The organism is Streptomyces sp. NPDC051576, from assembly GCF_040681835.1.
Classification (GTDB): Bacteria; Actinomycetota; Actinomycetes; order Streptomycetales; family Streptomycetaceae; genus Streptomyces.
Window position 1 is genome coordinate 192,828 of the sequence record NZ_JBFAZO010000014.1, and the last position, 22,028, is coordinate 214,855.

The window sequence follows — 22,028 nt, forward strand, 5'->3', positions numbered from 1 at the left end:
AGAAGGAAGACACCATGCGTGACGAGATCCGCGCGTTCATCCTCACCACCATCGGCGAGGTGATGAACCTGCCGGTCCCCGAGGACACCACGGACGCCACCCCGCTCGGCGAAACCGGCCTCGGCCTGGAATCGCTGTCGAGGCTGGAGCTGATGATCCAGATCGAGGGCGCCTACGCCGTCGAGGTCCCCGAGGCGGACAGCGACGGCCAGCAGGACACGACCCTCGGCGAACTCGTGGACGCCGTCGTGGCCCTGCGCGGCGGCGCGCTCGCCGACGGAGTCGGCCGGTGATCGACGACGCGGCCATCGGCGGGTTGCTGCGCGACTGCGGACTGCTGACCACCGACACCTTCGACGACGACACCGAACTCGCCCTCGACTCGCTCACCCTCGTCTGGCTCGCCCACCTCCTCGACGAACAGCACGGCATCGTCGTGTCCGTCGAGGACGAGGACGGACTGGCGTCCTGCACCTCGGTGCGGGCCCTGCGCCGGTTCCTCGCGGAACGGGCCGACGGCGGCACGGCCGTACCGGAGGTGCTCCATGGCTCATGACGTCGCCATCACCGGCTTCGGGGTCCTCACCGCCTTCGGTTTCGGCGAACAGGCCCTGCTGGACGGGGTGTTCGCCGGCCGGCCCGGCTTCACCCCGGTCACCCGCTTCGACCCGGCGCCCTACCGGGCCGGCCACGCGGCGACCTACGAGGGCGAGGGCCCCGAGATCCCCGGCGTGCCGGTCAAGCCGGGGGTGACCCCGGGACAGGCGGAGGTGCTGCTGGCCTGCGCGGCCGAGGCCCTGCGGATGGCCGGCACCGACGGCCGGGGCGCCCCCGTGCTCCTCGGCACCAACGGCGACCACTCGGCGGCCCCGGACTTCTGGTCGGGCACCGGCGCGCGCACCGCCGCCGACCCGCGCACCCTCGACAGCGTGCCCGCCCGGCTGCCCGAACTGCTCGGCGACGAGCTCGGCCTGGGCACGCCCCGGACCGCCTACGTCAACGCGTGCGTCGCCGGGACCAACGCGCTCGCCCACGGCGCCACGCTGATCCGGCGCGGCATCGCCGACACCGTGGTGTGCGGCGGCGCCTACCTGGTCACCGAGGACGTGTTCGCCAAATTCGACTCCGGCCGGGCGCTCTCCCGCGAGGACGCGGTGCGCCCCTTCGACGCGAACCGGCAGGGACTGCTGCACGGGGACGGGGTCGCCGTCCTGGTCCTGGAGTCCGCCGACCGGGCCCGGGCCCGCGGCGGCGAGGTCCTCGGCCGGATCACCGGCTGGGGCATGGCGGCCGACGCCCACCACGTCATCCAGCCGCATCCGAAGGGGGACGGTCTGGCCAGGGCGGCACGAACCGCCCTGCGCCGGGCGGGCGTCCGACCCGACCGGATCGGGTACGTCAACGCCCACGGCACGGGCACCCCCCTCAACGACGTCGCGGAGACCGCCGCACTGCACCAGATCTTCGGTGTCGACGCGCCCGCCGTTCCGGTCAGTTCGACCAAGAGCAGCACCGGCCACATGCTGGAGGCCACCGGAGCCGTCGAGGCGGTCATCACCCTGATCGCCCTGCGCGAGGGCCTGCTGCCGCCCACCGTCGGGGGCCTGACGCCCGACCCGGCGTGCGATCTGGACTACGTCCGCGACACCGCCCGCCCGGCCCCGATCACCCACGCGCTCTCCCTGAACGCCGCGTTCGGCGGGGTCGACGCGGCGCTCGTCCTGGAGCGGGCGTGACCATCCCGAGCACCCCGACCACACCCAACAGCCCGAGCACGCGCACGCGCACGGAAGGGTTCCCCATGACGGCGACGTCCACCCCGGCACGCGCGGTCCTCGCCGCGGCCTGCCGTACCCCCTGGGGCGGTGCGGCGGCAGGGCTGCCGGGCGCGGCACCGGTCGAACTGCCCAGGGTCGTCGGCTTCGTGACGTCCCGCTTCAGCCCGCTCGTCCACGCGGTGGCCACCGAGTGCCTCGGAGCGCCCGGCACCGCCGAGGACCTGGTCGGCGCGGCCGGTCCCCGTACCGGGATCGTGCTGGCCACGATGTTCGGGGACACGGTGACGCTGGACACCGCCACCCGGCGCCTGACGGAGGGTCAGGTGCACAGTCCGCTGCTCTTCTTCCAGTCCGTGACCACCTCGATCCTCGGTCACCTGGGCAAGACGTACGGCATCACCGGCCCCGTCGAATGCCTCTCCGTCGCCCGCGACGGCGCCGCCGAGGCACTGTTCGCCGCGGATCTGATGCTGGACCAGGACGACGTCGACCAGGTCCTGCTGATCGGCCTGGAACTCGCCGCGAACGAGCGCGCCACCTGGGTGCTGCGCCGCACCGCGGGGGACGGCGGCCTGGATCCGCTGCCCGACGGGGACTGCGGGGTCGCGCTGCTGCTGGCCCGCGAGCCGGCCGACGGCACGACACCGTCGCGGCTCGGCGTCACCCCGGCCGCCACGGAGGCGGCACTGCCCGACTCCCGTTACGCGCGCTTCGGTTGGCTGGCACCGCTGGTCGCGGCCTGCGAGACCGTGCGTCCGCCGGACGGCGTCCCGGTCGGCCCGGTCCGGGTGCCGGGGTGGCACGGCTATGTCGTCGAGCCCGTCGAGCCGGTCCTGTCGGGGAGCGCGGCATGAGCGCCGCCGCCCCCGCCCCGGACACGCTGGCGGATCGCATGGGCATCGAGATCCTGGAGGACGACCCGCGGCGGCTGGTCGCCAGGATGCCCCTGGCCGGCAACCGCCAGATGTACGGCTTCCTGCACGGCGGGGCGAGCGCGGCCTTCGCGCAGGCCCTCGCGGCGCACGCCGCCGCGCTGGAGGTCGGTCCCGGCGGCCGGGTCACCGGCCAGGAACTCTCGTGCACACATCACCGGGCGGCCCGCGGCAACGGCTGGGTCCGCGGGGTGTGCACACCGCTGTTCCTCGGCGACACCCTCGGTTCCTACGACGTGGCCGTGGAGGACCAGCGCGGCAACCGGATCGCCTCCGCCCGCCTCACCTGCCTGCTGCGGCGGTCCGCCGCGGCGGACCGCCGGAAGGAGTCCCTGTGAACCCGGCCCAGCTCCTGGAGGAACGCACCGCGGTCGTGGCCGGCGTCGGAGGCTGGGTGCCTCCGCACGTCGTCACCAACGAGGACCTCTCCGCCCACCTCGACACCTCCGACGAATGGATCCGCACCCGCACCGGCATCCGCACCCGGCACCGGGTGTCCCCCGGCATGGCCACCTCCGACCTCGCGGTGGAGGCGGGACGGCGGGCGCTCGCCTCCTCCGGCGACGAGCGGGCCGGGGCCGTGGTCCTGGCCACCACCACGCCGGACCGGATCTGCCCGGCCACCGCTCCGGACGTGGCCGCCCGGCTCGGCCTGGCCGGTGTGCCCGCCTTCGACGTCTCCGCCGTGTGCACCGGGTTCCTCTACGGACTCGCGACGGCGGCCGGCCTGATCGCCACCGGCCTCACCGACCGGGTGCTGCTCATCGGCGCCGACGCGTTCACCACCATCGTCGACCCCGCGGACCGTTCCACCGCGGTCATCTTCGCGGACGGCGCGGGGGCCGTGGTCCTGCGCGCCGGTCACGCCGACGAACCCGGAGCGCTCGGCCCGGTGGTGCTCGGCACCGACGGAACGCTCAGCCACCTCATCCGGGTCCCGGCCGGCGGCTCCCGGCAGCGGTCGCTGCGCAGGCCGCAGGAACCCGGCGAGGAGTACTTCCAGATGGAGGGCCGGGACACGTTCCGGCACGCCGTCGACCGGATGACCACCGCGTCCCGGCAGGCCGTGGCGTCCACGGGCTGGTCGATCGGCGACATCGACCGGTTCGCCGCCCACCAGGCCAACGCGCGCATCCTGACCGCCGTCGCCGACCGGCTCGGCATCCCCGCCGAGCACCAGCTGTCCAACATCGCCGACGTCGGCAACACCGGGGCCGCCTCGATCCCGCTGCTGCTGGCGCAGTCCCACGCGGACGGCAGCCTCGCCTCGGGACACCGCACCCTGCTCACCGCCTTCGGCGGCGGCCTCGCCTGGGGCGCCACCACTCTCACCTGGCCCAAGCTGCCCGCCAGTTGAGGCCATCCATCTGTCGCAAGGAGACGACCCGACCATGTTCACAACGCTGCGCGACATCCTCGCCGGCCCCTTCAAGGTCGACCCGGAGAAGATCACCCCTGAGTCGACCCTCGAAGAGCTGGGCCTCGACTCGCTCTCCGTCGTCGAGCTCTCCCTCATCCTGGAGACGAACCTCGGCGTGAAGATCAGTGACGACGAGCTGCTGGAGACCCCGACGATCGGTGCCATGGCCGAGCTGATCGGCGAGCGCGGCGCCCCGGTCTGATGACCACGTCGACGAGCGGGACCCACCATGTCCTCGACGGCCCGCGCGCCCTGCCGGACGGCGACGCCTTCCGGCGCGCCATGGGACGGTTCCCGACCGGGGTCGCCGTCGTCACGCAGGGCTGCGGACCACGGACCCGGGCGGTGACCGTCAACTCGGTCACCTCGGTGTCGCTGGAGCCGCTGCTGCTGTCGGTCTGTCTCGGGCAGGTCAGCTCGATCCTCGAACCCCTCCTGGAAGCACGCCACTTCACCGTCAACCTGCTGAGTGCCGGACAGCGCGAGCAGTCCGTGCGCTTCGCCGACAAGAGCCGGCCGACCGGAACCGACGCACAGGAGCACCTGGGCGGACGCCGCGGGGACAACGGCTGCCTGGTGATCGGCGACGCGCTGGCCGCGCTGGAGTGCCGGGTGGCCGGCACGGTACCGGCCGGCGACCACGTGATCGTCCTGGGCCAGGTCGAGACCCTGCACCAGGGGTCCCCCGACGCGGAACCGCTGGTCTTCTACGGCGGCGGCTACCACCGGCTGACCCCGCCCGGCACTCCCTGACACCTCTTTCCGCACCGCACCCACCGGAACGCCGATCGACACCGAGGAGCCACCCCATGTCCGACCACCGTGCGACCGCCGAGGCACAGCCGTTCGGCGTGGGCATCAGGACCATCGGCCAGTACCTGCCCGAACGGGTCGTCACCAACGCCGACCTGGAGCGGATGATCGACACCAGCGCCGACTGGATCACGGAGAAGATCGGGATCCAGTCCCGCCGCTTCGCCGCCGAGGACGACACCACCGCCACCATGGGCGCGAAGGCGCTGCTCGACGCGTGCACCCGGTCCGGCATCGATCCGGACTCGATCGACCTGGTCATCTGCGGCACCGTCACACCGGATCTGATGGCACCGGCCACGGCCGTGGCCATCATGCGGCACGCGGGACTCTCCGAGGCCGTGGCCTTCGACGTCAACAGCGGCGGCTGCGCCGGTTCCGTCTTCGCCCTCGACGTGGCCGCCAAGTACGTGCGCTCCGGCGGCTACCACCGGGTGGCCGTGGTGCTCGCCGACACCGTGACCAAGCTGCTCGACCCGACCGACCGGATGACCGCGGTGATCTTCGGTGACGCCGCGGCCTGCTACATCGTCGAGCCCACGGTGCCCACCAGCGGCATCGGCACCACCGTGCTGCGCAACGACCCCGACGGCTACCACTCCGCCCTGGTGTCGCGGGACCCGGTCACCGACGCCGAGGGCAACGAGGTCCACTCCTCCTTCGGTCAGAACTTCATCCGGATCGTCGGCCGGGACATCCGCAGCTTCGCCCTGGAGAACATCCCCGGCTTCGTCCGCAAGCTCGCGGAGGAGGAGAACCTCACGCCGGAGGACCTGGACATGGTCGTGCTCCACCAGGCCAACCGGCGCATCGTCGAGGGAATCATGGACGCGCTGCAGCTGCCGTACGACAAGACCTCCATCAACGTGGACCGCTTCGGCAACACCTCGGCCGCCGGTTCGGTGCTCGCGCTGCGCGAGGCGGTGGACGCCGGCCGGATCACCCCGGGCGACCGGGTGGTGCTGGTCTCCTTCGGGGCCGGACTCAGTGTGGGCGGCGCGCTCATCCGGTGGAGCGGCCCGCAGGACTTCCTCGCCGTCCCCTGACCGGTGCCGGCGAATCCCCGCACAGCGACGAGGAGCGGCGTGGACACCATGAGGACGCACGACCGTAGGAACGAACCCGACGCCACGGCGGCCGGACCGCCGCTGGCCCTCGGCGCCCTGGACCCGGCGGAGCTGGTCACCACCACCCTGGGCGTGCGGATCACGCGGTGGGACAGCGGCCGGCTCGTCGGCACCCTGCCCGTCGCGGGCAACCGCGACCGCTACGGGCGCCTCGACAGCGCAGCGCTGGCCGTGCTGGCGGAGACGCTCGGCTCGGTCGCCGCCGCGCTCGACCTCGGGGCCGGCGGGATCGTCCTGGGCCAGGAGCTGTCCTGCGCGCATCACGAGGACGTCCGCGACGGCGTCGTCACCGGCGTCTGCCTGCCGCTGCACCGGAGCGACTCCGTCGCCACCTACGAGATCACCGCCACCGACGAGGACGGTCGGCGCCTGTGCACGGCCCGGCTCACCTGCCGGCTCCGCCGCACCGGGCGCCGCCCCGCCGAGCACCCCACCGACAGGAAGGCCTGAGTCATCATGCAGTCCCCCCGGCAGCCGCGGGACCCGTACTGGGACCGGATCGGCTATCACGGCCCGCTGGAGCCGACCCTCGACGTCCTGCGCGAGATCTGCCGCAAACACGTCCTGGAGGTGCCCTTCGAGACGCTGGAGGGCCCCGAGGGCCTCCGTCCGGCCATCGACCGGGCGAGCGTCTACGACAAGATCGTCACCCGGCGCGGCGGCGGCTTCTGTCTGCAGGCCAACGGGCTGCTCTCGCACCACCTGCGGGAGATCGGCTTCGACGTCACCGTGCTGGCCGCGCACATCTGGGTCGCCCACCGGGAGTACTTCAGCAAGGGCGGCGACCACCTGATCATGAAGGTCCGGATCGACGGGGTCGAGTGGCTGGTCGACCCCAGCTACACCCAGCTCGTCTATGTGGAGCCCATCGAACTGGTCCCCGGCGAGCAGCACCAGGACGGCTGGGTCTACCGCGTGCTGTCCGAGGACGGCTGGTACGTGGTGCAGCGCCGGGGCGAGCGGGAGTGGCTGCCGCTGTACCGGTTCGTCCCCGAGCCGCGGACGGTGGAGTACTTCCAGGAGGCGATCACCTTCCATCTGGACGGTGAGTCGGTCTCCGAGACCACCCGGGCGCTGATGTGCTCACGCGGCATCCGCGGCGGCAAGGTCTCCCTGGTCAACAACGTGTTCACGGTCGCCGAACGCGGCACGGTCACCAGCCGTACGGTGCGCGACCCGGAGGACTGCGCGCGGATCATGGCCCGCATCTTCCGCGGTCACCCGGGTCTCGCCGAGCGGGGCCTGCGCGTCTGGCAGCGGATGCGGGACGCGAGCGACGCCGCCGGGCGCGAGGCCGCGCACAGCGCCTGACGCCGGCCCGTCACCTCACTCGACTCCCCTCACCCGTCGCGCACAACCCACGAAGGACAGCCGATGACAACTGACAGCACGTCACCCGTGGCCGTGGTCGGGGCCGGCGTCATGGGCGCGGGCATCGCCCAGGTCGCCGCCGCCGCCGGACGGGACGTGGTGCTCTACAGCCGGGGCCGGACCACCCTGCGCCGGGCGCTGGAGACCGCCCGCGCCTCCCTGGAGCGCAGCGCCGCCCGGACGGGACGGCCGGCGCGGGAGGTCGAGGAGACCCTGGACCGGATCCGTCCGACGACGGACCTGGACGAGGTCGCCGACTGCCCGGTCGCCGTCGAGTCGGTCGCCGAGGACCTCGCCCTCAAGAAGCGGGTCTTCGCCGAACTGGACCGGCTCTGCCCGCCCGGAGCCCTGCTCGCCACCAACACCTCCGGCATCCCCGTCTCCGCGATCGCCGAGGCCACGGCCAGGCCGGGCGACGTCGTGGGCACGCACTTCTTCTCGCCGGTGCCGCGCATGGAACTGTGCGAGATCGTCCGGGGCCGGGCCACCACCGACCGCACCGTCGCCGCGGCCCGCGCCTTCGCGGAGCAGATCGGCAAGCAGTGCGTGGTGGTGGAGAAGGACCTGCCGGGCTTCGTCACCACCCGGCTGATCATCGCCTTCGTCCTGGAGGCGGTCCGGCTCGTGGAGAGCGGCATCTGCGGGGCCGCCGACGTGGACCGGGCCTGCCGGCTCGCCTTCGGACACGCCATGGGCCCGCTGGCCACCGCCGACCAGGCCGGGCTCGACGTCCTGCGCGAGGTCGCCGCGGGACTGGCGAAGGAGTACAGCCACCCGGCCTTCACCACGCCGGACCTGCTCGACCGGCTGGTCGCCGAGGGCCGGCACGGCCGCAAGAGCGGACACGGTTTCCACCGCTACGACGACCTGGGCGCCCCCGTCCCGACGCGCCCCTGACCCCGCCCCGCCCCCTTTTTCACCGTCGTTACCACCATCGAAAGGTACTCCTGTGAAGTTCGCCTGGATCGACCTTCGTTCCACCCGTGACGAAATGCGCGCGGGCGTCGTCGACGCCGCCGTCCACGCCCGCCTCGAAGGAGTGCTCGACGACCGGCTGGAGGTCCTCGCCACCCTGCCGCCGACCGTCACCAAGGTGCTGCTGCCGAAGCCCGGCGTCCCGCTGCCCGCGGAGGCCACCGAGGTCGCCGACATCGTGCTGACCCGCATCGACACCGTCGCCGAGCTCGACAAGCTGAAGCTGGAGAGCGAGGCCGAACCGGCCCGCACCGCCGCCTTCGTCGAGGTCGTCGACGACGCCACCCTGAAGGTCGCCTGCGCCGCCGCCCAGGCGCTGCCGAACACCCTGGTCAAGTTCCGCGACCCGACGAAGATCCCGCTGGAGATCGTGATCGCCGCCGCCGACCACAGCCCCGGACGGCTGATCTGCGAGGCCGGTGACCTGGAGGAGGCCGGCATCATCCTCGACGTCCTGGAGAAGGGCTCGGACGGCCTGCTGCTGGCCCCCAAGGACGCCAACGACGTCTTCGGGCTGACCGGGCTGCTGCGCGAGGGCAGCCCCGACCTGGCGCTCACCACCCTCACCGTGCGGTCGATCGAGCACAACGGCCTGGGCGACCGCGTGTGCGTCGACACCTGCTCGCACTTCGGCCAGGACGAGGGCATCCTCGTCGGCTCGTACGCGCACGGTTTCGTCCTGTGCGTCAGCGAGACCCACCCGCTGCCGTACATGCCGACGCGTCCGTTCCGGGTCAACGCCGGCGCCCTGCACTCCTACGTCCTGGGCGAGGACAACCGCACCAACTACCTCAGCGAACTGCAGGCGGGCAGCACGGTGCTCGGTGTCACCACCGAGGGCCGCACGCGACGGATCGTGGTGGGCCGGGTCAAGCTCGAATCCCGTCCCATGCTGACCATCCGCGCGGTGTCGGAGTCGGGGGTGGAGGTCAGCCTGACCGTCCAGGACGACTGGCACGTGCGGGTGCTGGGCCCGGGTGCCGCCGTGCTCAACGTCACCGAGCTGAAGGCCGGGGACCAGTTGCTCGGCTACCTCGCCGACGACAAGCGTCATGTCGGCTGGCCCGTAGGCGAGTTCTGCATCGAGAAGTGACCGAACGCCTCCGGACGGCCCGGTCCGCCGGTCCGTCCGGAGGCCGGGCGGTCCGTCCACCGCACATCGCGCACAGGTGAGGAAGGATTGTGATGGCTGTCGACACTGGCGCCCCGACGTTCGAGCGCTGGCTCGGTGCGGCGCTGACCGGCGACGCCCTGGACGACACGGTCTGGGGGCACGGCGAACGGGCGGTGACCTTCGGCCGGATGAGGAAGGAGACGGCACGTACGCGTGACGTCCTGGCGGCGCACGGCATCGGCTCCGGCAGCACGGTCGCCGTCCAGCTGCTGCCCAGCTTCACCCTGCTGTGGACGGTGTTCGCGGCCTGGTCGGCGGGTGCTCAGGTCATGCTGATGGACCCGCGGCTGACCCCGGCGGAGACCACCCGGCTGCTGGACCTGTGCGAGCCGCAGTTCCATCTCACCGTGGACGGCCCCGCCCCCACCCTCACCTCCTTCCGGGACGAGTGCGAGACCGTGGTCCTGCCGCGCCGCTCGGGGCGCCCGGCCGAGACCGACCACCGTCTGGTGCAGTTCAGTTCGGGCTCCACCGGTCTGCCCAAGGTCATCGGACGCACCGGGCGGTCGCTGCTCGACGAGCTCGACCGCTTCGCCCTGCTGCCGGAGATGCCCCGGCGCGGTGAGCGGTTGCTGCTGCTCAGCTCCATGGCGTACTCCTTCGGCCTGATCGGAGGGGTGCTGCACGCCCTGCGCCACGGGGTGTCGCTGCACTTCAGCGGCAGCCCCCAACCACGGGATCTGCTACGGATCCTGACGGAGCGTCAGATCCACGCGGTGTTCGGTGTCCCGGTCCACTTCGACCTGCTGAGCCGGGTCGGCCGCCCCGGCGACCTCCCGGCGCTGCGGCTGGCGGTCTCGGGCGGCGAGATGCTGCGGCCGGAGGTGTTCCACCGCTTCGAGGAGGCCTTCGGCGTACGGATCGGCCAGGCGTACGGCATGTCGGAGGTCGGCATCATCGCCACCGACCTGGCCGGCCGTGACGCGCCGCCCGCCGTGGGCCTGCCCGCGGCCGGGGTGCACACCGACGTCGTGGAGGGCACTCTGCGGGTGCGGCTGCCCGAGGACCCGTATCTGCACGCCGACCGCACCCGGCGCTACGAGGACGGCTGGCTGAACACCCACGACCGCTGCCTGGTGCGGCCCGGCGACGGTGTGCTCGAGATCCTCGGCCGGACCGACTCGACCGTGGTGATCGGCGGCCTCAACGTCGACCTCACGGAGATCGAGGCGGCCCTCCTGGAGCATCCGGCGGTGACCGAGGCGGTTGTGGTGTACGGCGAGGCCATCGAGTGCCATCTGGTCGCGGAACCCGCCCTGGCCAAGGGGGAGTTGCTGGCCTGGTGCCGCGAGCGGCTCAGCCCGCACAAGGTGCCCAAGGCGCTGCACTTCGTCCGCAGGCTGCCGCGCACCGCCAACGGCAAGGCCGTCCGCAACCGCGAACTGCTGCACGCCAGCCGGGAACGGGAACGGCAGGTGATCATCCGGTGATCGACGCCTCGTACGCGGGCACCCGCGTCCCGCCCTTCACCGCCGACGTCGAGCGCGGCCGGCTGCGGCAGTTCGCCGCGGCGGTGGGCGCGGTGGGCTCGGGGGACGACGTGTTCCACGACGTCGCCGCGGCCCGCGCGGCCGGCCATCCCGACCTGCCGGTGCCGCCCACCTTCCTGTTCGGCCTGGAGATGGAGCACTCGCAGGACCTGCTGACCGACATGGGGGTGGACGTGACCCGGGTCCTCCACATCGAGCAGGGCTTCGTCTACCACGGCACCGCCCACGCCGGGGACCGGCTCACCTTCGCGCCGGTCATCGTCTCGATCCGCGCCCACCGCGGCGGCAGCCTGGAGCTGATCACCAAGGACACCTCCGTCACCCGGGCGGACGGCTCCCCGGTGGCCGACCTCCATCAGGTCCTCGCGGTGCGCAACACCCCCGACACGCGCGGCTCCGGAGGCCCGGCATGAGCGAGGTCGACCTGTCCGCCGTCACCGTCGGCACCGAACTGCCGGAACTGGTGACACCGCCCGTCACCCGCGCCGTGCTCGCCCTGTACGCCGGGGCCTCGGGCGACCACAACCCCATCCACATCGACTCGGACGCGGCGGTGGCCGCTGGCCTCGACGACGTCATCGCCCACGGCATGCTGTCGATGGCGTTCCTGGGCCGGGTGCTCACCGCCCAACTGCCCGTGACGGACCTGGTGTCCTTCCGGGTGACCTTTCGCGCCCCCACCCCGGTGCACGCCCGGCTGCGCTGCACCGCCCGGGTCGCCTCGGTCGATCCCCCGGCCCCGGGGACGGACGGCCCTCGCACGGCACGGCTCGACCTCGCCGTGCGGATCGAGGGCGGCCCCCTGACGGTGCGCGGCGAGGCCGTCGTACGGCTGCGGGACGCGCCCGGTCCGGCGGACGGCACCCCTCCCCGGGTGGACGCCGTCGCCGGCCCCGCTCACTGACACCGCACGAGAAGGAGACTCGACGATGGCACGTTCCGTGCTGGTCACGGGAGGAAACCGGGGCATCGGCCTCGCGGTCGCCCAGGCGTTCGCCCGGCAGGGCGACCGGGTGGCCGTCACCCACCGCGGCTCCGGGGCACCCCCGGACCTGCTCGCGGTGAAGTGCGACGTCACCGACGCCGGACAGGTGGACGCCGCCTTCAAGGAGGCCGAGGCCGCCCACGGCCCGGTGGAGGTGCTGGTGTCCAACGCCGGCATCACGGACGACGCGCTGCTGCTGCGGATGTCGCAGGAGCGGTTCACCACGGTGCTGGACACCAACCTCACCGGCGCCTACCGCGTGGTGAAGCGGGCGGTGCCGGGGATGCTGCGGATGCGGCGCGGCCGGATCGTGCTGATGTCGTCGGTGTCCGGTCTGTCCGGCGCCGTCGGCCAGGCCAACTACGCGGCGAGCAAGGCGGGGATGGTGGGCATGGCCCGCTCCCTGGCCCGCGAGCTCGGCGGCCGGGGCATCACGGTGAACGTGGTCGCCCCCGGCCTGGTGCTGACGGACATGGCCGAGACGGTCTCCGAGGCGCGCAGGGCGGAGATGCTGGCGGGCGTCCCGCTCGGCCGGCACGCCGAGCCGGACGACGTGGCGGGACCGGTCCGCTGGCTCGCCTCGGACGAGGCCCGCTACATCACCGGAGCCGTGCTGCCCGTCGACGGCGGCCTGGGAATGGGGCACTGACATGGCGAACGGAAGCGGAGCGCCGGCGCGGCCCGGCGGCCCGGAGAGGGGACGCTGATGCGGATCGCCATGGCCCTGCCGTACGCCGGATCCGCGTTCCGCGAGACCGCGGCCCGGCTCGTCGACTACGAACGGGCGGGCCTTGACCGGGTGACCGTCAGAGAGGCCTACGGCTGGGACGCGGTCAGCCAGTTGGGGTATCTGGCCGCGGTCACCGAACGGGTGGAGATCGCCTCCGGTGTCATTCCGCTGCCCACCCGCACGCCGGCGCTCATCGCGATGACGGCCGCCGGCCTCGACCATGTCTCCGGCGGCCGGTTCGTGCTCGGGCTGGGAGTGTCCGGCCCCCAGGTGATCGAGGGGTTCCACGGGGTGCGCGCCGACGCCCCGGTGTCCCGGACGCGGGAGGTGATCGAGATCTGCCGCACGGTGTGGCGGCGCGAGCCCCTGGCGTACCGGGGCCGGCACTACGGGATGCCGCTGACCGTCGAGGACGGCGGCACGGGGCTGGGCAAGCCGCTGAAGCTGATCAACAGGCCGGAGCGGGACCGTATCCCGATCGTGCTCGCCGCGCTGGGGCCGCGCAATGTCGCGCTGGCCGCCGAGGCCGCCGAGGGCTGGGAGCCGATCTGGTTCCACCCCGAGCGGGCCGAGCGGGTCTGGGGCGAGGCGCTCGCCGCCGGTCTCGCCCGCCGCGATCCCGCGCTGGGCCGGCTCGACGTCGTGGCCCCCGTCCACCTGGCGATCGGCGAGGACGCCGACCGGCGCGGGCTGGATCCGGTCCGCGCCGACCTCGCCCTGTACGCGGGCGGCATGGGAGCGCCCGGCCGCAACTTCTACAACGACCTGATGGGCCGCTACGGCTACGCGGACGAAGCGCGCCGCGTCCAGGAGCTGTACCTCGCGGGCCGCAAGGAGGAGGCGGCCGCCGCCGTCCCCGAGGAACTGGCCCGCGCCGTCTCGCTGGTGGGCCCCGAGGACGCGGTACGCAAACAGGTCGCCGCGTTCCGCGAGGCCGGCGTCACCACCCTGAGCGTGGTCCCCACCGCGAGCACCCACACCGCCCGGGTGGCCGCGGTCGAGCGGCTGCGGGACATCGTCGGACCGCGCGCCTGACCCGGATCCGCCCTCTACTGCCGCTCCGGCAGCGGGAGTTGGGGAAGATCGACGGATCTTGCGGCATCGGGGGTCGCCTGGTAGGACTGTGACGCGCCGTCACCGTCGCATGGTCGATTCCGCGGGGGTTCATGTGGTCGCCACGGCCTCCAGGTCCGCCCCGCGGCGCCGCCCGGTCGCTCCGCGTCCGTCGCGGAGGCGGCTTCCCGCCGCTGCCCGGCGGGCCGCTCGGCACGGGCTGGTGCTGGCCGCCGTATCGGTGACCGTGCTGCTGTGTGCGACGGCGCTGGCCACGCTCGCGGCGCTGGCGGGAAGTTCGGTGCAGGCGGGGGCCGTACGGCGGCTGGCCGCCGATCTCGGCGCGCAGGTGACCGTCAACGCGTCCTTCCGGGCCGGGGGGATGGCCGCCGCCGACCGGGATGTGCGGGCCGCCGCCGACCGGGTGTTCGCCGGGGTGCCGCAGCGGACGTACGTCGGACTGCTGGGCACGTCGGCCGTCTCCGTGACGGCGATCGACGGGGACGCGGGCCGGCCGCGCGGTCCCGGAGGCAGCGGGCTGCACCCGGTCGCGGTCCAAAGCGCGGGCAGGTTCGGGGAGTTGACCGCCGGACGATGGCCCGTCGGCACGGCCGACGCCCCGGCCGGCGCGTTCACCTCGCTGCCCGACGTCCGGGTCTCCACCGGGTCCACCGCGCCGGTCGACGCGGCGGTGCCCCAGGCGCTGGCCAGGCTCCTGGGCGTGCGGCCCGGCTCCACCCTTCAGGTGCAGGACGCGTTCGAGCGGAGAATGACCCTGCGCATCACCGGCGTCTTCCGGGCGACCGGTGCGGTCGGGTTCTGGCCCGCGATGGCCGGCGACCTGGCTCAAGGGGAGACCGCCGACCAGGAACTGCTGGTGGTCTCGGCGTCCTCGCTCAACGGCAGCGCCGTACTGAACGGGACGCTGACCGCCCACTGGGCCGTACGTCCCGACCTCTCCCGGCTCGACGCGGACGGCCTCGCCGGGCTGCGCGACCGGCTGCGTGCCTTCTCCGGCAGCGAGAGCCGGGTGTCGGTGTTCCAGGGGCGGCAGCCGTCGTTGGACGACCTGACGGTGGGCTCCGGACTGCCGGGCGCGATCGACGACCTGACGGTGCCGACGGTGGTGGCCCGGTCCTCGCTGTACCTGCCGAGCGTGATGCTGGCCGTCCTCGCCCTCGCCACCCTGGTGCTGGCCGCCCGTGAACTGACGGTGCGCCGGCGCCACGAGCTGGCCCTGCAACAGGCCCGGGGCGCCGGCACCCTGCGGTTGCTGCGCGGTGCGACGGCCGAGTGGGCGCTCACCGGTGTCCCGGCCGCCGCCGTCGCGCCCTTCCTCGCCGGGCTGCTGCGTCCCGGCGGCCGGGGCACCGACGCGTGGGCGGCGGTGGGGCTGACCCTGCTGGTGCACGCCGCGGCCGTCCTGCTGCCGGTGCTGCCGTCGTCGCGGTCGCGGCCGTCCCGGGGCGCGCGGGCCGCCGCCGCGCAGCGGCTGGGCGCCGACCTGGCACTGCTGGCCGTCGCGGTGCTGGGGTATCTGGAGCTGCGGCGGCACCACTCGCTGATCGCCGACGTGGGCACCGGCAGCGCGGCCGCCGACCCTGTGCTGGTCCTGGTACCGGCCCTGGTGGCAGGCACCGCCGCGCTCCTGCTGCTACGGCTGCTGCCGCTGACGGCCCTGCTGCTGGACGCGTTCGGCCGGCGCAGCCGGGGCCTGGTCCTGGCGCTCGCGGGCTGGCAGGTGAGCAGGCGGGCCGCGCGCACCGCCGGACCGGTGGTGCTGATGTGCCTGGCCGTCTCCGTGAGCGCCTTCGCCACCACCGCGCTGGCCTGCCTGGGCGGCCTGGCCTCCGAACAGGCCGCGTTCACCGTCGGCGCGGACGTACGCATCGACCCGTCCGCGGACAACGGCTACCCCGCCTCCGTCCTTGCCGCTGCCTATCGCGCGCTGCCCGCGGTGACCGCCGTGACACCGGTGACGCAGTCCACGGTGAACCTGCCCGGCGGCGCCACCGAGGGCCTGGTCGGCACGGTCGGCGGGCCCGCGCCCCGCACCCCGTCACCGGTCGTCCCCGGGATCCCGCTCCCCGGACTTCCGACCGCGCTGCTGCTGGACGAGCGGCTGCGCAGCGACGGCGGTCGCGCGGCACCGGACCTGGAACTGACCGTGCAGGACGCGTCCGGCCTCGTCAGCGCCGTGACGACCCATCTGCCCGCCGCCGACGGAGCCAGGCACACCGTGGTGGTCCCGCTCGACGTGGCGCTGAGCGACGGCCACCCCCGGACCTATCCACTGACGGTGACCGCCGTCAATGTCCTGCCGCAGCCCAACACGCGCCCCGCCCGGCTGGACCTGGAGCTGCTCCGGATCGGCGCGCGCGGCACCACGGACACCTGGGTCACCGGGCTGCCCGCCGGGCAGATCTGGGCCGACGGCACGGACCATGCCGCCGACGCCACCGCCGGAGCCTGCGCGGGAAGACTGACCGGCGCCTACGACCTCGGCACCCCCGGCGTGTGCTCGATCGCCGCCGGCCGCACCGAGGCCCTCCGAACCACCATCAGCACCGGCATCGCGCCCTCGACGGCGACCAGCGACGCCTTCGGCGGCCTGGCCGTCAGCGACTACGACACCCGGCCCGGCGGCACGGTGCGCTTCGTGGCCGGCCAGGCCGGCACTCCGGCGCCGCTTGCGGTACGCGCCGACGCCACGGCGCTGCGCGACGCACGCCTGAAGGTGGGCTCCACCACCACGCTGGACCTGGGCGCGGGCGGCCGGGTCACCGCCAGGATCGTGGGCCGGGTCGAGTCGCCGCCCGGACTGGGCCGCGGCCAGGGCCATCTGATCGCCGACCAGCGGGAGTTGTCCGCGACAGTGACACGGGCCGGTGGCGACCAGGAGGATCCCGCGTTCTGGTGGCTCGCCAGCGCCGACAGTGCGCGCACGGCCACCGCAGCCGAGGCGCAGCCCGCGCTGGGCCGGGTCACCACCACGGCACGCACCGCCGCGTCCCTCCGGGCCGACCCGTTCCGCGGCGGGCTGCGCCGGGTGCTCGAACTGGTCCGGTACCTGGCCCCCGGTTTCGCGGTGATCGCCTTCACCGCCCACGCGGTGGTCTCCACCCGGCAGCGCCGCACCGAGTTCGCCCTGCTCCGGGCGATCGGCGTCCGCACCAAGAGCCTGTCCGCGCTGCTGGGCGCCGAGCAACTGGGACTGGCCCTCTTCGCGGTACTGCCGGGCGCGCTGATGGGCATGGCCCTGGCATCGGCGGTCCTGCCGCTGGTCACCGTCGACGACACCGGCCGAACCCCCTATCCACCCCTGCCCCAGCTCGTCCCCTGGACCACCGTGACCCTGACCGCACTGGCCACCGCCCTCGCCATCAGCGCGGTGGTACTGGCCCTGGCCCGACTGCTGGCCCGGGTGGACCTGGTGCGCGTACTGCGAGCGGGGGAGGACCGTTGAGCCAGGCAACCGGACCCGACCCGAAGGCGTCGGCGCAGACACCGCCGGCCGGAGAAGACCGATGAACCGGCCGCCCGCACCCGCCCGAAAGGCACCGGCGCCGCCACGCCCCGGCCGCCCGCACGCGGCCGTGACCCGCCGCCTCATCCGCAAGGAGACCCGGGGCGACCTCCCCCTGCTGGCCTGTCTCGCCGTGCTGGTTCTCGTGCTGACGGCGCTCTGCGCCTGGGCCCCCGCGCTCGTGGGCCGTCAGGAGGACCGGGCGTTGCGGCAACGGGTCGGTGCCGCGCAGGCGCGGGGGCCGCTGATCAGCCTGAGCACCACACCGGAGATCTTCGCCACCGAGCCGCCCGCCCTGGACACCGCCGCCCTGCTCGGCTCCGGCCGCACCCTCACCGACCGGCTCGGCGGCTCCGCCGGACGGCTCCTGAGCTACGCCGGCGGCAGCTACGACTACGACCCGGCGACCCTGCTCTCACCGCGACCACTGGGACCCGCGCACACCGACACCCGGCTGACCGTCAGCTATCTGCCGTCCGCGCGGGCTCATCTCCGCTACGTCAGCGGCCACGCGCCCGCCGATCGCGCTCCGGTGGGCAGCGCGCCCCAGATCGGCCTGTCGCAGAGCATCGCGCGGGCGCTCGGCGTCCGGGCCGGCAGCAGGCTGTCCCTTGAGTTCGCCGCGACGCCCGCCGTGCAGAACGCGCCGCCGCACGCGGAGTTGCTGGTGAGCGGGGTCTACCGCACCACGGCCGCGACGGACGGTTTCTGGACCGGCCGGGAGACGCTGGACCAGCCCTCGCGCTATCCGGCGGAGCACTCCGCCGGCACGGTGCTCGCCGTCCGCGGCCTCGTCGGCCTGGACGCCGCCGACCTGCTGGCGGGCGCCGGGGTGGGCGGCCCCCGGGTGACCTGGCAGGTGCGCGCCGATCTGTCGGGGGCCGCGTTCGACCGGGCGCGCGGACTGACCGGGCCGCTGTCCCGCTACAGCGCGGACCTGAGCGCGGACCTGTGCCAGGGCAGCGACCCGATCACCGGCGACGTCGGCTGCCGGTTCGGCGGTCAGACCACCGGGCCCCTGCTGGTGACCGACTCCCTGACCCCGCTGCTGTCCGCGTTCACCGCCCAGGACGAGCAGGCCAGGTCGCTGGCGACGTTCGCCGTCGACGCGCTGGCCGCGGTCGCGCTGGCCACCGTCGCCGTGGCGGTACGACTGCTGCTGCGCCGGCGGCAGGCGCATCTGCGGTTGCAGCGCGCGCGGGGCGCGTCCAGCGCGCGGCTGGTGCTGCTGCGCTGTGCCGTGGCCTGGCCGGTGGTGCTGATCGCCGCGCTACTGGGCTGGGCCGCCGGTTCGGCCCTGGCGCCCACCGGCACGTCCGGTTCGCCGCGTCCGGTGGCCGCCTCCCTCGCCGCCGGGATGGTGGCGCTGACGGTGCCGCTGATGACCTGGCTCGCGGTCCGCGAACCGCGCAAACCCGGTCGGCTGCGCCGCTCGCGCCGCAGGACCCCTGTCGGCCGGCGCGTGGTCCTGGAACTGACGGTGCTGCTCGCGACGGCGGCGGGCGTGGTCGCGCTGCGCTCGCAGGGCCCCGACGGGATTCTGGGCGCGGTACCGGTGCTGGTCGCGCTGGCCGTCGTACTCGTACTGCTGCGCGTCTCCCCGCTCGTACTGCGCCTGGTGCTGCGACGGACCCGGCGCGGCCGGGGAACGGTGGGCTTCGTCGGAGCGGCCCGGGCCGCGCACGACGCCCCGGCGACCGGACTGGCCCTGTTCGTCCTGGTCCTGACCCTCGGCACGGCCGTCTTCGGCGGACTCGTGCACCGGACGATCGACGACGGCCTGGCGACGGGTGCGGCCTGGACGAGCGGCGCCGACGCGAGCGCGACCGTGGCCGGGACCACCACTTCCAGCCCCGGCACTTCCGCCGGGATACGCACCGCCCTCCTGCATCTGCGCAGCCTCGACCTGGTGGGACAGGCCGACGGCGCGGTGATCCCCCAGGTCGCCGTGGTCACCGTGGACCCGCGCCAACTGGCCGCCGTCGCCCCGCAGTCACCGCTCGCCGACGCGCTGCTGTCCAGGCTGCCCGACCCCGCGGGAACCAGGGTCGACGCCGACACCCCCCTGCCGTCCTTCCTCTCCCCCGGTCTACGGACGAGCGAGCACACCGACGGCTTCACCGCCACGGTCGTGCCCGACGGCCGGCCCCCGGTGAACCTGACCTTCAGGCCGGTCGGCACCCTCACCACCACCGACCTGCGCGACCCGCTCCTCGGACCGGTCACCGCGCAGATCGCCGCCGGGACACCGATGCTGATCACCACGTCCACCGCAGAGCAGTTGATGCCCCCGCAGTCCTCGGGAAGCACCGTCCTCCTCCTCAAGGGCGACGGGCCCACCGCACTGCGCTCGGCTGCGGCGAAGGCGCTCGGGCCCCTGGCGCAGATCCGCGTCCGCTCCGAGACGCTGAGCGCCCTGCGCGCGGACGGTCTGACACGCGGACTCTCCACGGTCTACACCGTCGGTTCGATCCTGGCCGCGCTGTCGGGCCTGCTCGCGCTCGCCCTGGAGCTGGTCCTCACGTCCTACGAGCGGAGCCGTACCACCTCGTTCCTGCGCACGCTCGGCCTCGGCGGCAGGGCGGCCGGGACGATGCACTTCCTGCAACTGCTGCCCCTGGCGGTGGCCTCGGCCGTGGGCGGCACCCTGCTCGGCCTGCTCGAACCGCGGCTCATGGAACGGATCATGGACCTGCGGCAGTTCACCGGCGGCCCCGCCCAACCGGCGCTGCGCGCCGACTACTCACTGACCGCCGCCCTCGTCGCCGGCGTGACCGTGTTGATCCTGGCCGCCGCGGCCACCGAGACCGTCCTCGCCCGCAGGCGCCGCCTGGGTTCCGTACTGCGTCTCATGTGAACGCCCGCGCGGCGCGCCCTCCGCGTCGCCCCCGTCTTCCGCCTCTGACCTCGCCCGCCGGGCTGCCTCGTCGGGCCATACGCCGATGTGGTCGCTCTCCAGGGCCAGCCGCACCCGCTTGCGCATGTGCAGCCGCTCGGTGAACTCCCCCGGCAGTTGCAGCCGACCGCTGCCGTCCAGCACCGCGTACTCCTCGGCGGTGAGCACATCGACGCCGTCCTCGCCCGTGGCGACCCGGCGCAGCACCTCGGTCGAGGTCCGGCCGTTGCGGATGAGTACGGTGCGCTGGACCTGCTCGGACACCAGCGCGTCGTGGGTCACCACGATCACGGTGACGCCCAGGTCCTCGTTGGCCCGGCGCAGCGCGGCGAAGACCTCGTCGCTGGTGGCGGTGTCGAGTTCGCCGGTGGGTTCGTCGGCGAACAGCACCCGGGGTTCGTTGGCGTTGGCCACGGCGACGGCCACCCGCTGCTGCTCGCCGCCGGAGAGGGTGTCCGGCGTACGGTCCCGGCAGTGGCCGACGGACAGCAGGTCGAGCAACTCCTCGGCGCGGGCCCGGCGTCGGGAGCGTTTGATCCCGGTGTACGTCATCGGCAGCATCACGTTCTCGGCCGCCGAGAGGTAGGGCAGCAGATTGCGGGAGGTCTGCTGCCAGACGAACCCCACGGTGCTCCGCCGGTACGCGAGCCGCTCGCGGCGCTTCATCGCCAGCAGGTCGTGTCCTGCGACCTCGGCGGCCCCCGCGGTGGGCACGTCCTGGCCGGAGAGTATGCCGAGCAGCGTGGACTTGCCGGATCCCGACGCCCCGATCACCGCGACCATCTCGCCCTGACCCACGGCGAGATCGAGCCCCTGGAGGGCCTGCACCTCGACGCCCTCGGTCCGGTAGATCCGCACCAGGTTCTCGCAGACGACCAGCCCCTCCTCACGCCGCGGCACGGCGGCCACGGCGGCCCGCCGCCGCAACTCGTCCAAGTCCGGTGCCCCGACCGGCTGTTCGTGCACTGCCACGCGGTCTCCTGGGGGGATGGGGTCGGCGGATGCCGCTGTCGGACAGGCGTCAGGGTAGTGCGGAAGGCCGTACGAGGGGCGTGATCCGCCGGGTCGATCTGGCCACCGCCCCCACAACGGACACGGCCCTCAATACCCTGGGTGCTCGACGAGACACGAGCGCCGGCGATCGAGCAGGGGATCATGAGCAGCGAACACACCGACGGGCCGGCGGATCTTCCCGAGGGCAGTCCCGGCAGCGACCAAAGCGCGTCACCCGTCGCCGAGTTGTCGGACATCCTGCTCGTCGTCGCGACGATGGCGGCGACACCGTTCCTGCAGGCGATCTCCACCTACTTCGGGAACGCTCTGGCCAAGGGGATGGGCTCGGGGACGCGCGCGATCATGCACCGGTTCATTCTTCGACAGGCGCGAGCGAGTCTCGAGGATCCCGCCGAGATCGTGGATCTCATCCATCTGCGCACCGAGGACGGGTGGCTGGTCGAGATGAAGGTGTCCGTGGAACCCGAGGCGCTCGCTCAGCTTCCGGAGCTGTGCGCCGCGGACGCACCCGTCGGCGAGTCCGACCGGCGCCCCGGCACCGCGGCGACGATCCGCTGGGACCACGACGGCTACTGGATCGCCGCGACGGTACGGGCGGACGGATACCGCGTCGCCTTCAGGTGGGACCCGGAGGCGAGGCAGTGGCGCGAGCGCACCTACCGCCGTCCCATTCCCGTCACGTAGGCCCGAGCCGAGCGGTCGCGTCGCTCAGGACGCCGCGAGAGACGAGCCCCGATGTTGGAC

At 73.7% G+C, this 22,028-nt stretch carries 22 protein-coding genes; 21 read left to right on the plus strand and 1 reads right to left on the minus strand.

Annotated elements, in window-relative coordinates; all coding sequences use genetic code 11:
- Positions 1–14: 14 nt before the first annotated feature.
- The 20 genes from AB0M63_RS38030 to AB0M63_RS38125 all read left to right on the plus strand — a co-directional run bounded on the left by AB0M63_RS38030 (position 15) and on the right by AB0M63_RS38125 (position 20,231).
- A complete protein-coding gene (locus tag AB0M63_RS38030) occupies positions 15–293 on the plus strand; it encodes an acyl carrier protein (RefSeq protein ID WP_366022563.1) in 279 nt (92 codons plus the stop codon).
- Positions 290–556, plus strand: a complete 267-nt coding sequence (locus AB0M63_RS38035) for a hypothetical protein (protein ID WP_355924145.1) — start codon at positions 290–292, stop codon at positions 554–556. Before AB0M63_RS38030 ends, AB0M63_RS38035 begins: the two co-directional genes overlap by 4 nt.
- On the plus strand, positions 546–1,736 hold the full coding sequence (locus AB0M63_RS38040) for a beta-ketoacyl-[acyl-carrier-protein] synthase family protein (protein ID WP_366022564.1): 1,191 nt from the start codon (positions 546–548) through the stop codon (positions 1,734–1,736). The genes AB0M63_RS38035 and AB0M63_RS38040 overlap by 11 nt, the downstream gene beginning before the upstream one ends.
- Positions 1,737–1,801: 65 nt before the next feature.
- Complete coding sequence (locus AB0M63_RS38045; RefSeq protein WP_355924141.1) at positions 1,802–2,632, plus strand: ketosynthase; 831 nt, start codon at positions 1,802–1,804, stop codon at positions 2,630–2,632.
- The gene (locus AB0M63_RS38050) at positions 2,629–3,048 is read left to right on the plus strand and encodes a hotdog fold thioesterase (protein WP_355924139.1); all 420 of its coding nucleotides are present in this window, start codon (positions 2,629–2,631) and stop codon (positions 3,046–3,048) included. Before AB0M63_RS38045 ends, AB0M63_RS38050 begins: the two co-directional genes overlap by 4 nt.
- Positions 3,045–4,067, plus strand: a complete 1,023-nt coding sequence (locus AB0M63_RS38055) for a beta-ketoacyl-ACP synthase III (protein ID WP_355924137.1) — start codon at positions 3,045–3,047, stop codon at positions 4,065–4,067. The genes AB0M63_RS38050 and AB0M63_RS38055 overlap by 4 nt, the downstream gene beginning before the upstream one ends.
- Positions 4,068–4,101: 34 nt before the next feature.
- Positions 4,102–4,332, plus strand: a complete 231-nt coding sequence (locus AB0M63_RS38060; protein WP_355924135.1) for an acyl carrier protein — start codon at positions 4,102–4,104, stop codon at positions 4,330–4,332.
- A complete protein-coding gene (locus AB0M63_RS38065; protein WP_355924133.1) occupies positions 4,332–4,883 on the plus strand; it encodes a flavin reductase family protein in 552 nt (183 codons plus the stop codon). Before AB0M63_RS38060 ends, AB0M63_RS38065 begins: the two co-directional genes overlap by 1 nt.
- A 56-nt stretch (positions 4,884–4,939) precedes the next feature.
- Positions 4,940–5,989 (plus strand): ketoacyl-ACP synthase III, encoded by a 1,050-nt coding sequence (locus tag AB0M63_RS38070; protein ID WP_355924131.1) that lies wholly within the window; start codon positions 4,940–4,942, stop codon positions 5,987–5,989.
- A 48-nt stretch (positions 5,990–6,037) separates the two neighbouring features.
- The gene (locus AB0M63_RS38075) at positions 6,038–6,520 is read left to right on the plus strand and encodes a hotdog fold thioesterase (RefSeq protein WP_355924129.1); all 483 of its coding nucleotides are present in this window, start codon (positions 6,038–6,040) and stop codon (positions 6,518–6,520) included.
- A gap of 6 nt (positions 6,521–6,526) precedes the next feature.
- Positions 6,527–7,381, plus strand: coding sequence for an arylamine N-acetyltransferase (locus tag AB0M63_RS38080; protein WP_355924127.1), 855 nt, complete (start codon positions 6,527–6,529; stop codon positions 7,379–7,381).
- 63 nt (positions 7,382–7,444) lie between these two features.
- The gene (locus AB0M63_RS38085; protein WP_355924125.1) at positions 7,445–8,338 is read left to right on the plus strand and encodes a 3-hydroxyacyl-CoA dehydrogenase family protein; all 894 of its coding nucleotides are present in this window, start codon (positions 7,445–7,447) and stop codon (positions 8,336–8,338) included.
- Between the two features lie 52 nt (positions 8,339–8,390).
- On the plus strand, positions 8,391–9,509 hold the full coding sequence (locus AB0M63_RS38090; protein WP_355924123.1) for a 3-dehydroquinate synthase II: 1,119 nt from the start codon (positions 8,391–8,393) through the stop codon (positions 9,507–9,509).
- A gap of 92 nt (positions 9,510–9,601) precedes the next feature.
- Positions 9,602–11,020: a class I adenylate-forming enzyme family protein gene (locus AB0M63_RS38095; RefSeq protein WP_366022565.1), complete on the plus strand. Its 1,419-nt coding sequence runs from the start codon at positions 9,602–9,604 to the stop codon at positions 11,018–11,020.
- On the plus strand, positions 11,017–11,493 hold the full coding sequence (locus tag AB0M63_RS38100; RefSeq protein WP_366022566.1) for a MaoC family dehydratase N-terminal domain-containing protein: 477 nt from the start codon (positions 11,017–11,019) through the stop codon (positions 11,491–11,493). The genes AB0M63_RS38095 and AB0M63_RS38100 overlap by 4 nt, the downstream gene beginning before the upstream one ends.
- Positions 11,490–11,984 (plus strand): MaoC/PaaZ C-terminal domain-containing protein, encoded by a 495-nt coding sequence (locus tag AB0M63_RS38105; protein WP_355924117.1) that lies wholly within the window; start codon positions 11,490–11,492, stop codon positions 11,982–11,984. The genes AB0M63_RS38100 and AB0M63_RS38105 overlap by 4 nt, the downstream gene beginning before the upstream one ends.
- Positions 11,985–12,009: 25 nt before the next feature.
- On the plus strand, positions 12,010–12,714 hold the full coding sequence (gene fabG, locus AB0M63_RS38110) for a 3-oxoacyl-ACP reductase FabG (protein WP_366022567.1): 705 nt from the start codon (positions 12,010–12,012) through the stop codon (positions 12,712–12,714).
- Between the two features lie 57 nt (positions 12,715–12,771).
- Complete coding sequence (locus tag AB0M63_RS38115; RefSeq protein WP_366022568.1) at positions 12,772–13,830, plus strand: LLM class F420-dependent oxidoreductase; 1,059 nt, start codon at positions 12,772–12,774, stop codon at positions 13,828–13,830.
- 241 nt (positions 13,831–14,071) lie between these two features.
- Positions 14,072–17,314, plus strand: coding sequence for an ABC transporter permease (locus AB0M63_RS38120; RefSeq protein WP_366022569.1), 3,243 nt, complete (start codon positions 14,072–14,074; stop codon positions 17,312–17,314).
- Positions 17,315–17,375: 61 nt separating this feature from the next.
- Complete coding sequence (locus tag AB0M63_RS38125; protein WP_366022570.1) at positions 17,376–20,231, plus strand: hypothetical protein; 2,856 nt, start codon at positions 17,376–17,378, stop codon at positions 20,229–20,231.
- On the opposite strand, the gene AB0M63_RS38130 is transcribed toward AB0M63_RS38125, so the two are convergent.
- Entirely contained in the window at positions 20,118–21,206 is a 1,089-nt protein-coding gene (locus tag AB0M63_RS38130) for an ABC transporter ATP-binding protein (protein ID WP_355924158.1), read from the minus strand. The two genes, AB0M63_RS38125 and AB0M63_RS38130, sit on opposite strands and share 114 nt — an antisense overlap.
- Before the next feature lie 219 nt (positions 21,207–21,425).
- On the opposite strand from AB0M63_RS38130, the gene AB0M63_RS38135 reads away from it, so the two are divergent.
- Complete coding sequence (locus tag AB0M63_RS38135) at positions 21,426–21,968, plus strand: hypothetical protein (protein ID WP_355924107.1); 543 nt, start codon at positions 21,426–21,428, stop codon at positions 21,966–21,968.
- Positions 21,969–22,028: the final 60 nt, after the last annotated feature.

Bases quoted from the DNA above. Each gene is read 5' to 3' on its own strand.
- AB0M63_RS38040 (WP_366022564.1), top strand. From the start codon at position 546: ATGGCTCATGACGTCGCCATCACCGGCTTCGGGGTCCTCACCGCCTTC.
- AB0M63_RS38050 (WP_355924139.1), top strand. From the start codon at position 2,629: ATGAGCGCCGCCGCCCCCGCCCCGGACACGCTGGCGGATCGCATGGGC.
- AB0M63_RS38075 (WP_355924129.1), top strand. From the start codon at position 6,038: ATGAGGACGCACGACCGTAGGAACGAACCCGACGCCACGGCGGCCGGA.
- AB0M63_RS38030 (WP_366022563.1), top strand. From the start codon at position 15: ATGCGTGACGAGATCCGCGCGTTCATCCTCACCACCATCGGCGAGGTG.
- AB0M63_RS38080 (WP_355924127.1), top strand. From the start codon at position 6,527: ATGCAGTCCCCCCGGCAGCCGCGGGACCCGTACTGGGACCGGATCGGC.
- AB0M63_RS38125 (WP_366022570.1), top strand. From the start codon at position 17,376: ATGAACCGGCCGCCCGCACCCGCCCGAAAGGCACCGGCGCCGCCACGC.
- AB0M63_RS38045 (WP_355924141.1), top strand. From the start codon at position 1,802: ATGACGGCGACGTCCACCCCGGCACGCGCGGTCCTCGCCGCGGCCTGC.
- AB0M63_RS38115 (WP_366022568.1), top strand. From the start codon at position 12,772: ATGCGGATCGCCATGGCCCTGCCGTACGCCGGATCCGCGTTCCGCGAG.
- AB0M63_RS38070 (WP_355924131.1), top strand. From the start codon at position 4,940: ATGTCCGACCACCGTGCGACCGCCGAGGCACAGCCGTTCGGCGTGGGC.
- AB0M63_RS38060 (WP_355924135.1), top strand. From the start codon at position 4,102: ATGTTCACAACGCTGCGCGACATCCTCGCCGGCCCCTTCAAGGTCGAC.
- AB0M63_RS38065 (WP_355924133.1), top strand. From the start codon at position 4,332: ATGACCACGTCGACGAGCGGGACCCACCATGTCCTCGACGGCCCGCGC.
- fabG (WP_366022567.1), top strand. From the start codon at position 12,010: ATGGCACGTTCCGTGCTGGTCACGGGAGGAAACCGGGGCATCGGCCTC.
- AB0M63_RS38095 (WP_366022565.1), top strand. From the start codon at position 9,602: ATGGCTGTCGACACTGGCGCCCCGACGTTCGAGCGCTGGCTCGGTGCG.
- AB0M63_RS38135 (WP_355924107.1), top strand. From the start codon at position 21,426: ATGAGCAGCGAACACACCGACGGGCCGGCGGATCTTCCCGAGGGCAGT.
- AB0M63_RS38105 (WP_355924117.1), top strand. From the start codon at position 11,490: ATGAGCGAGGTCGACCTGTCCGCCGTCACCGTCGGCACCGAACTGCCG.
- AB0M63_RS38085 (WP_355924125.1), top strand. From the start codon at position 7,445: ATGACAACTGACAGCACGTCACCCGTGGCCGTGGTCGGGGCCGGCGTC.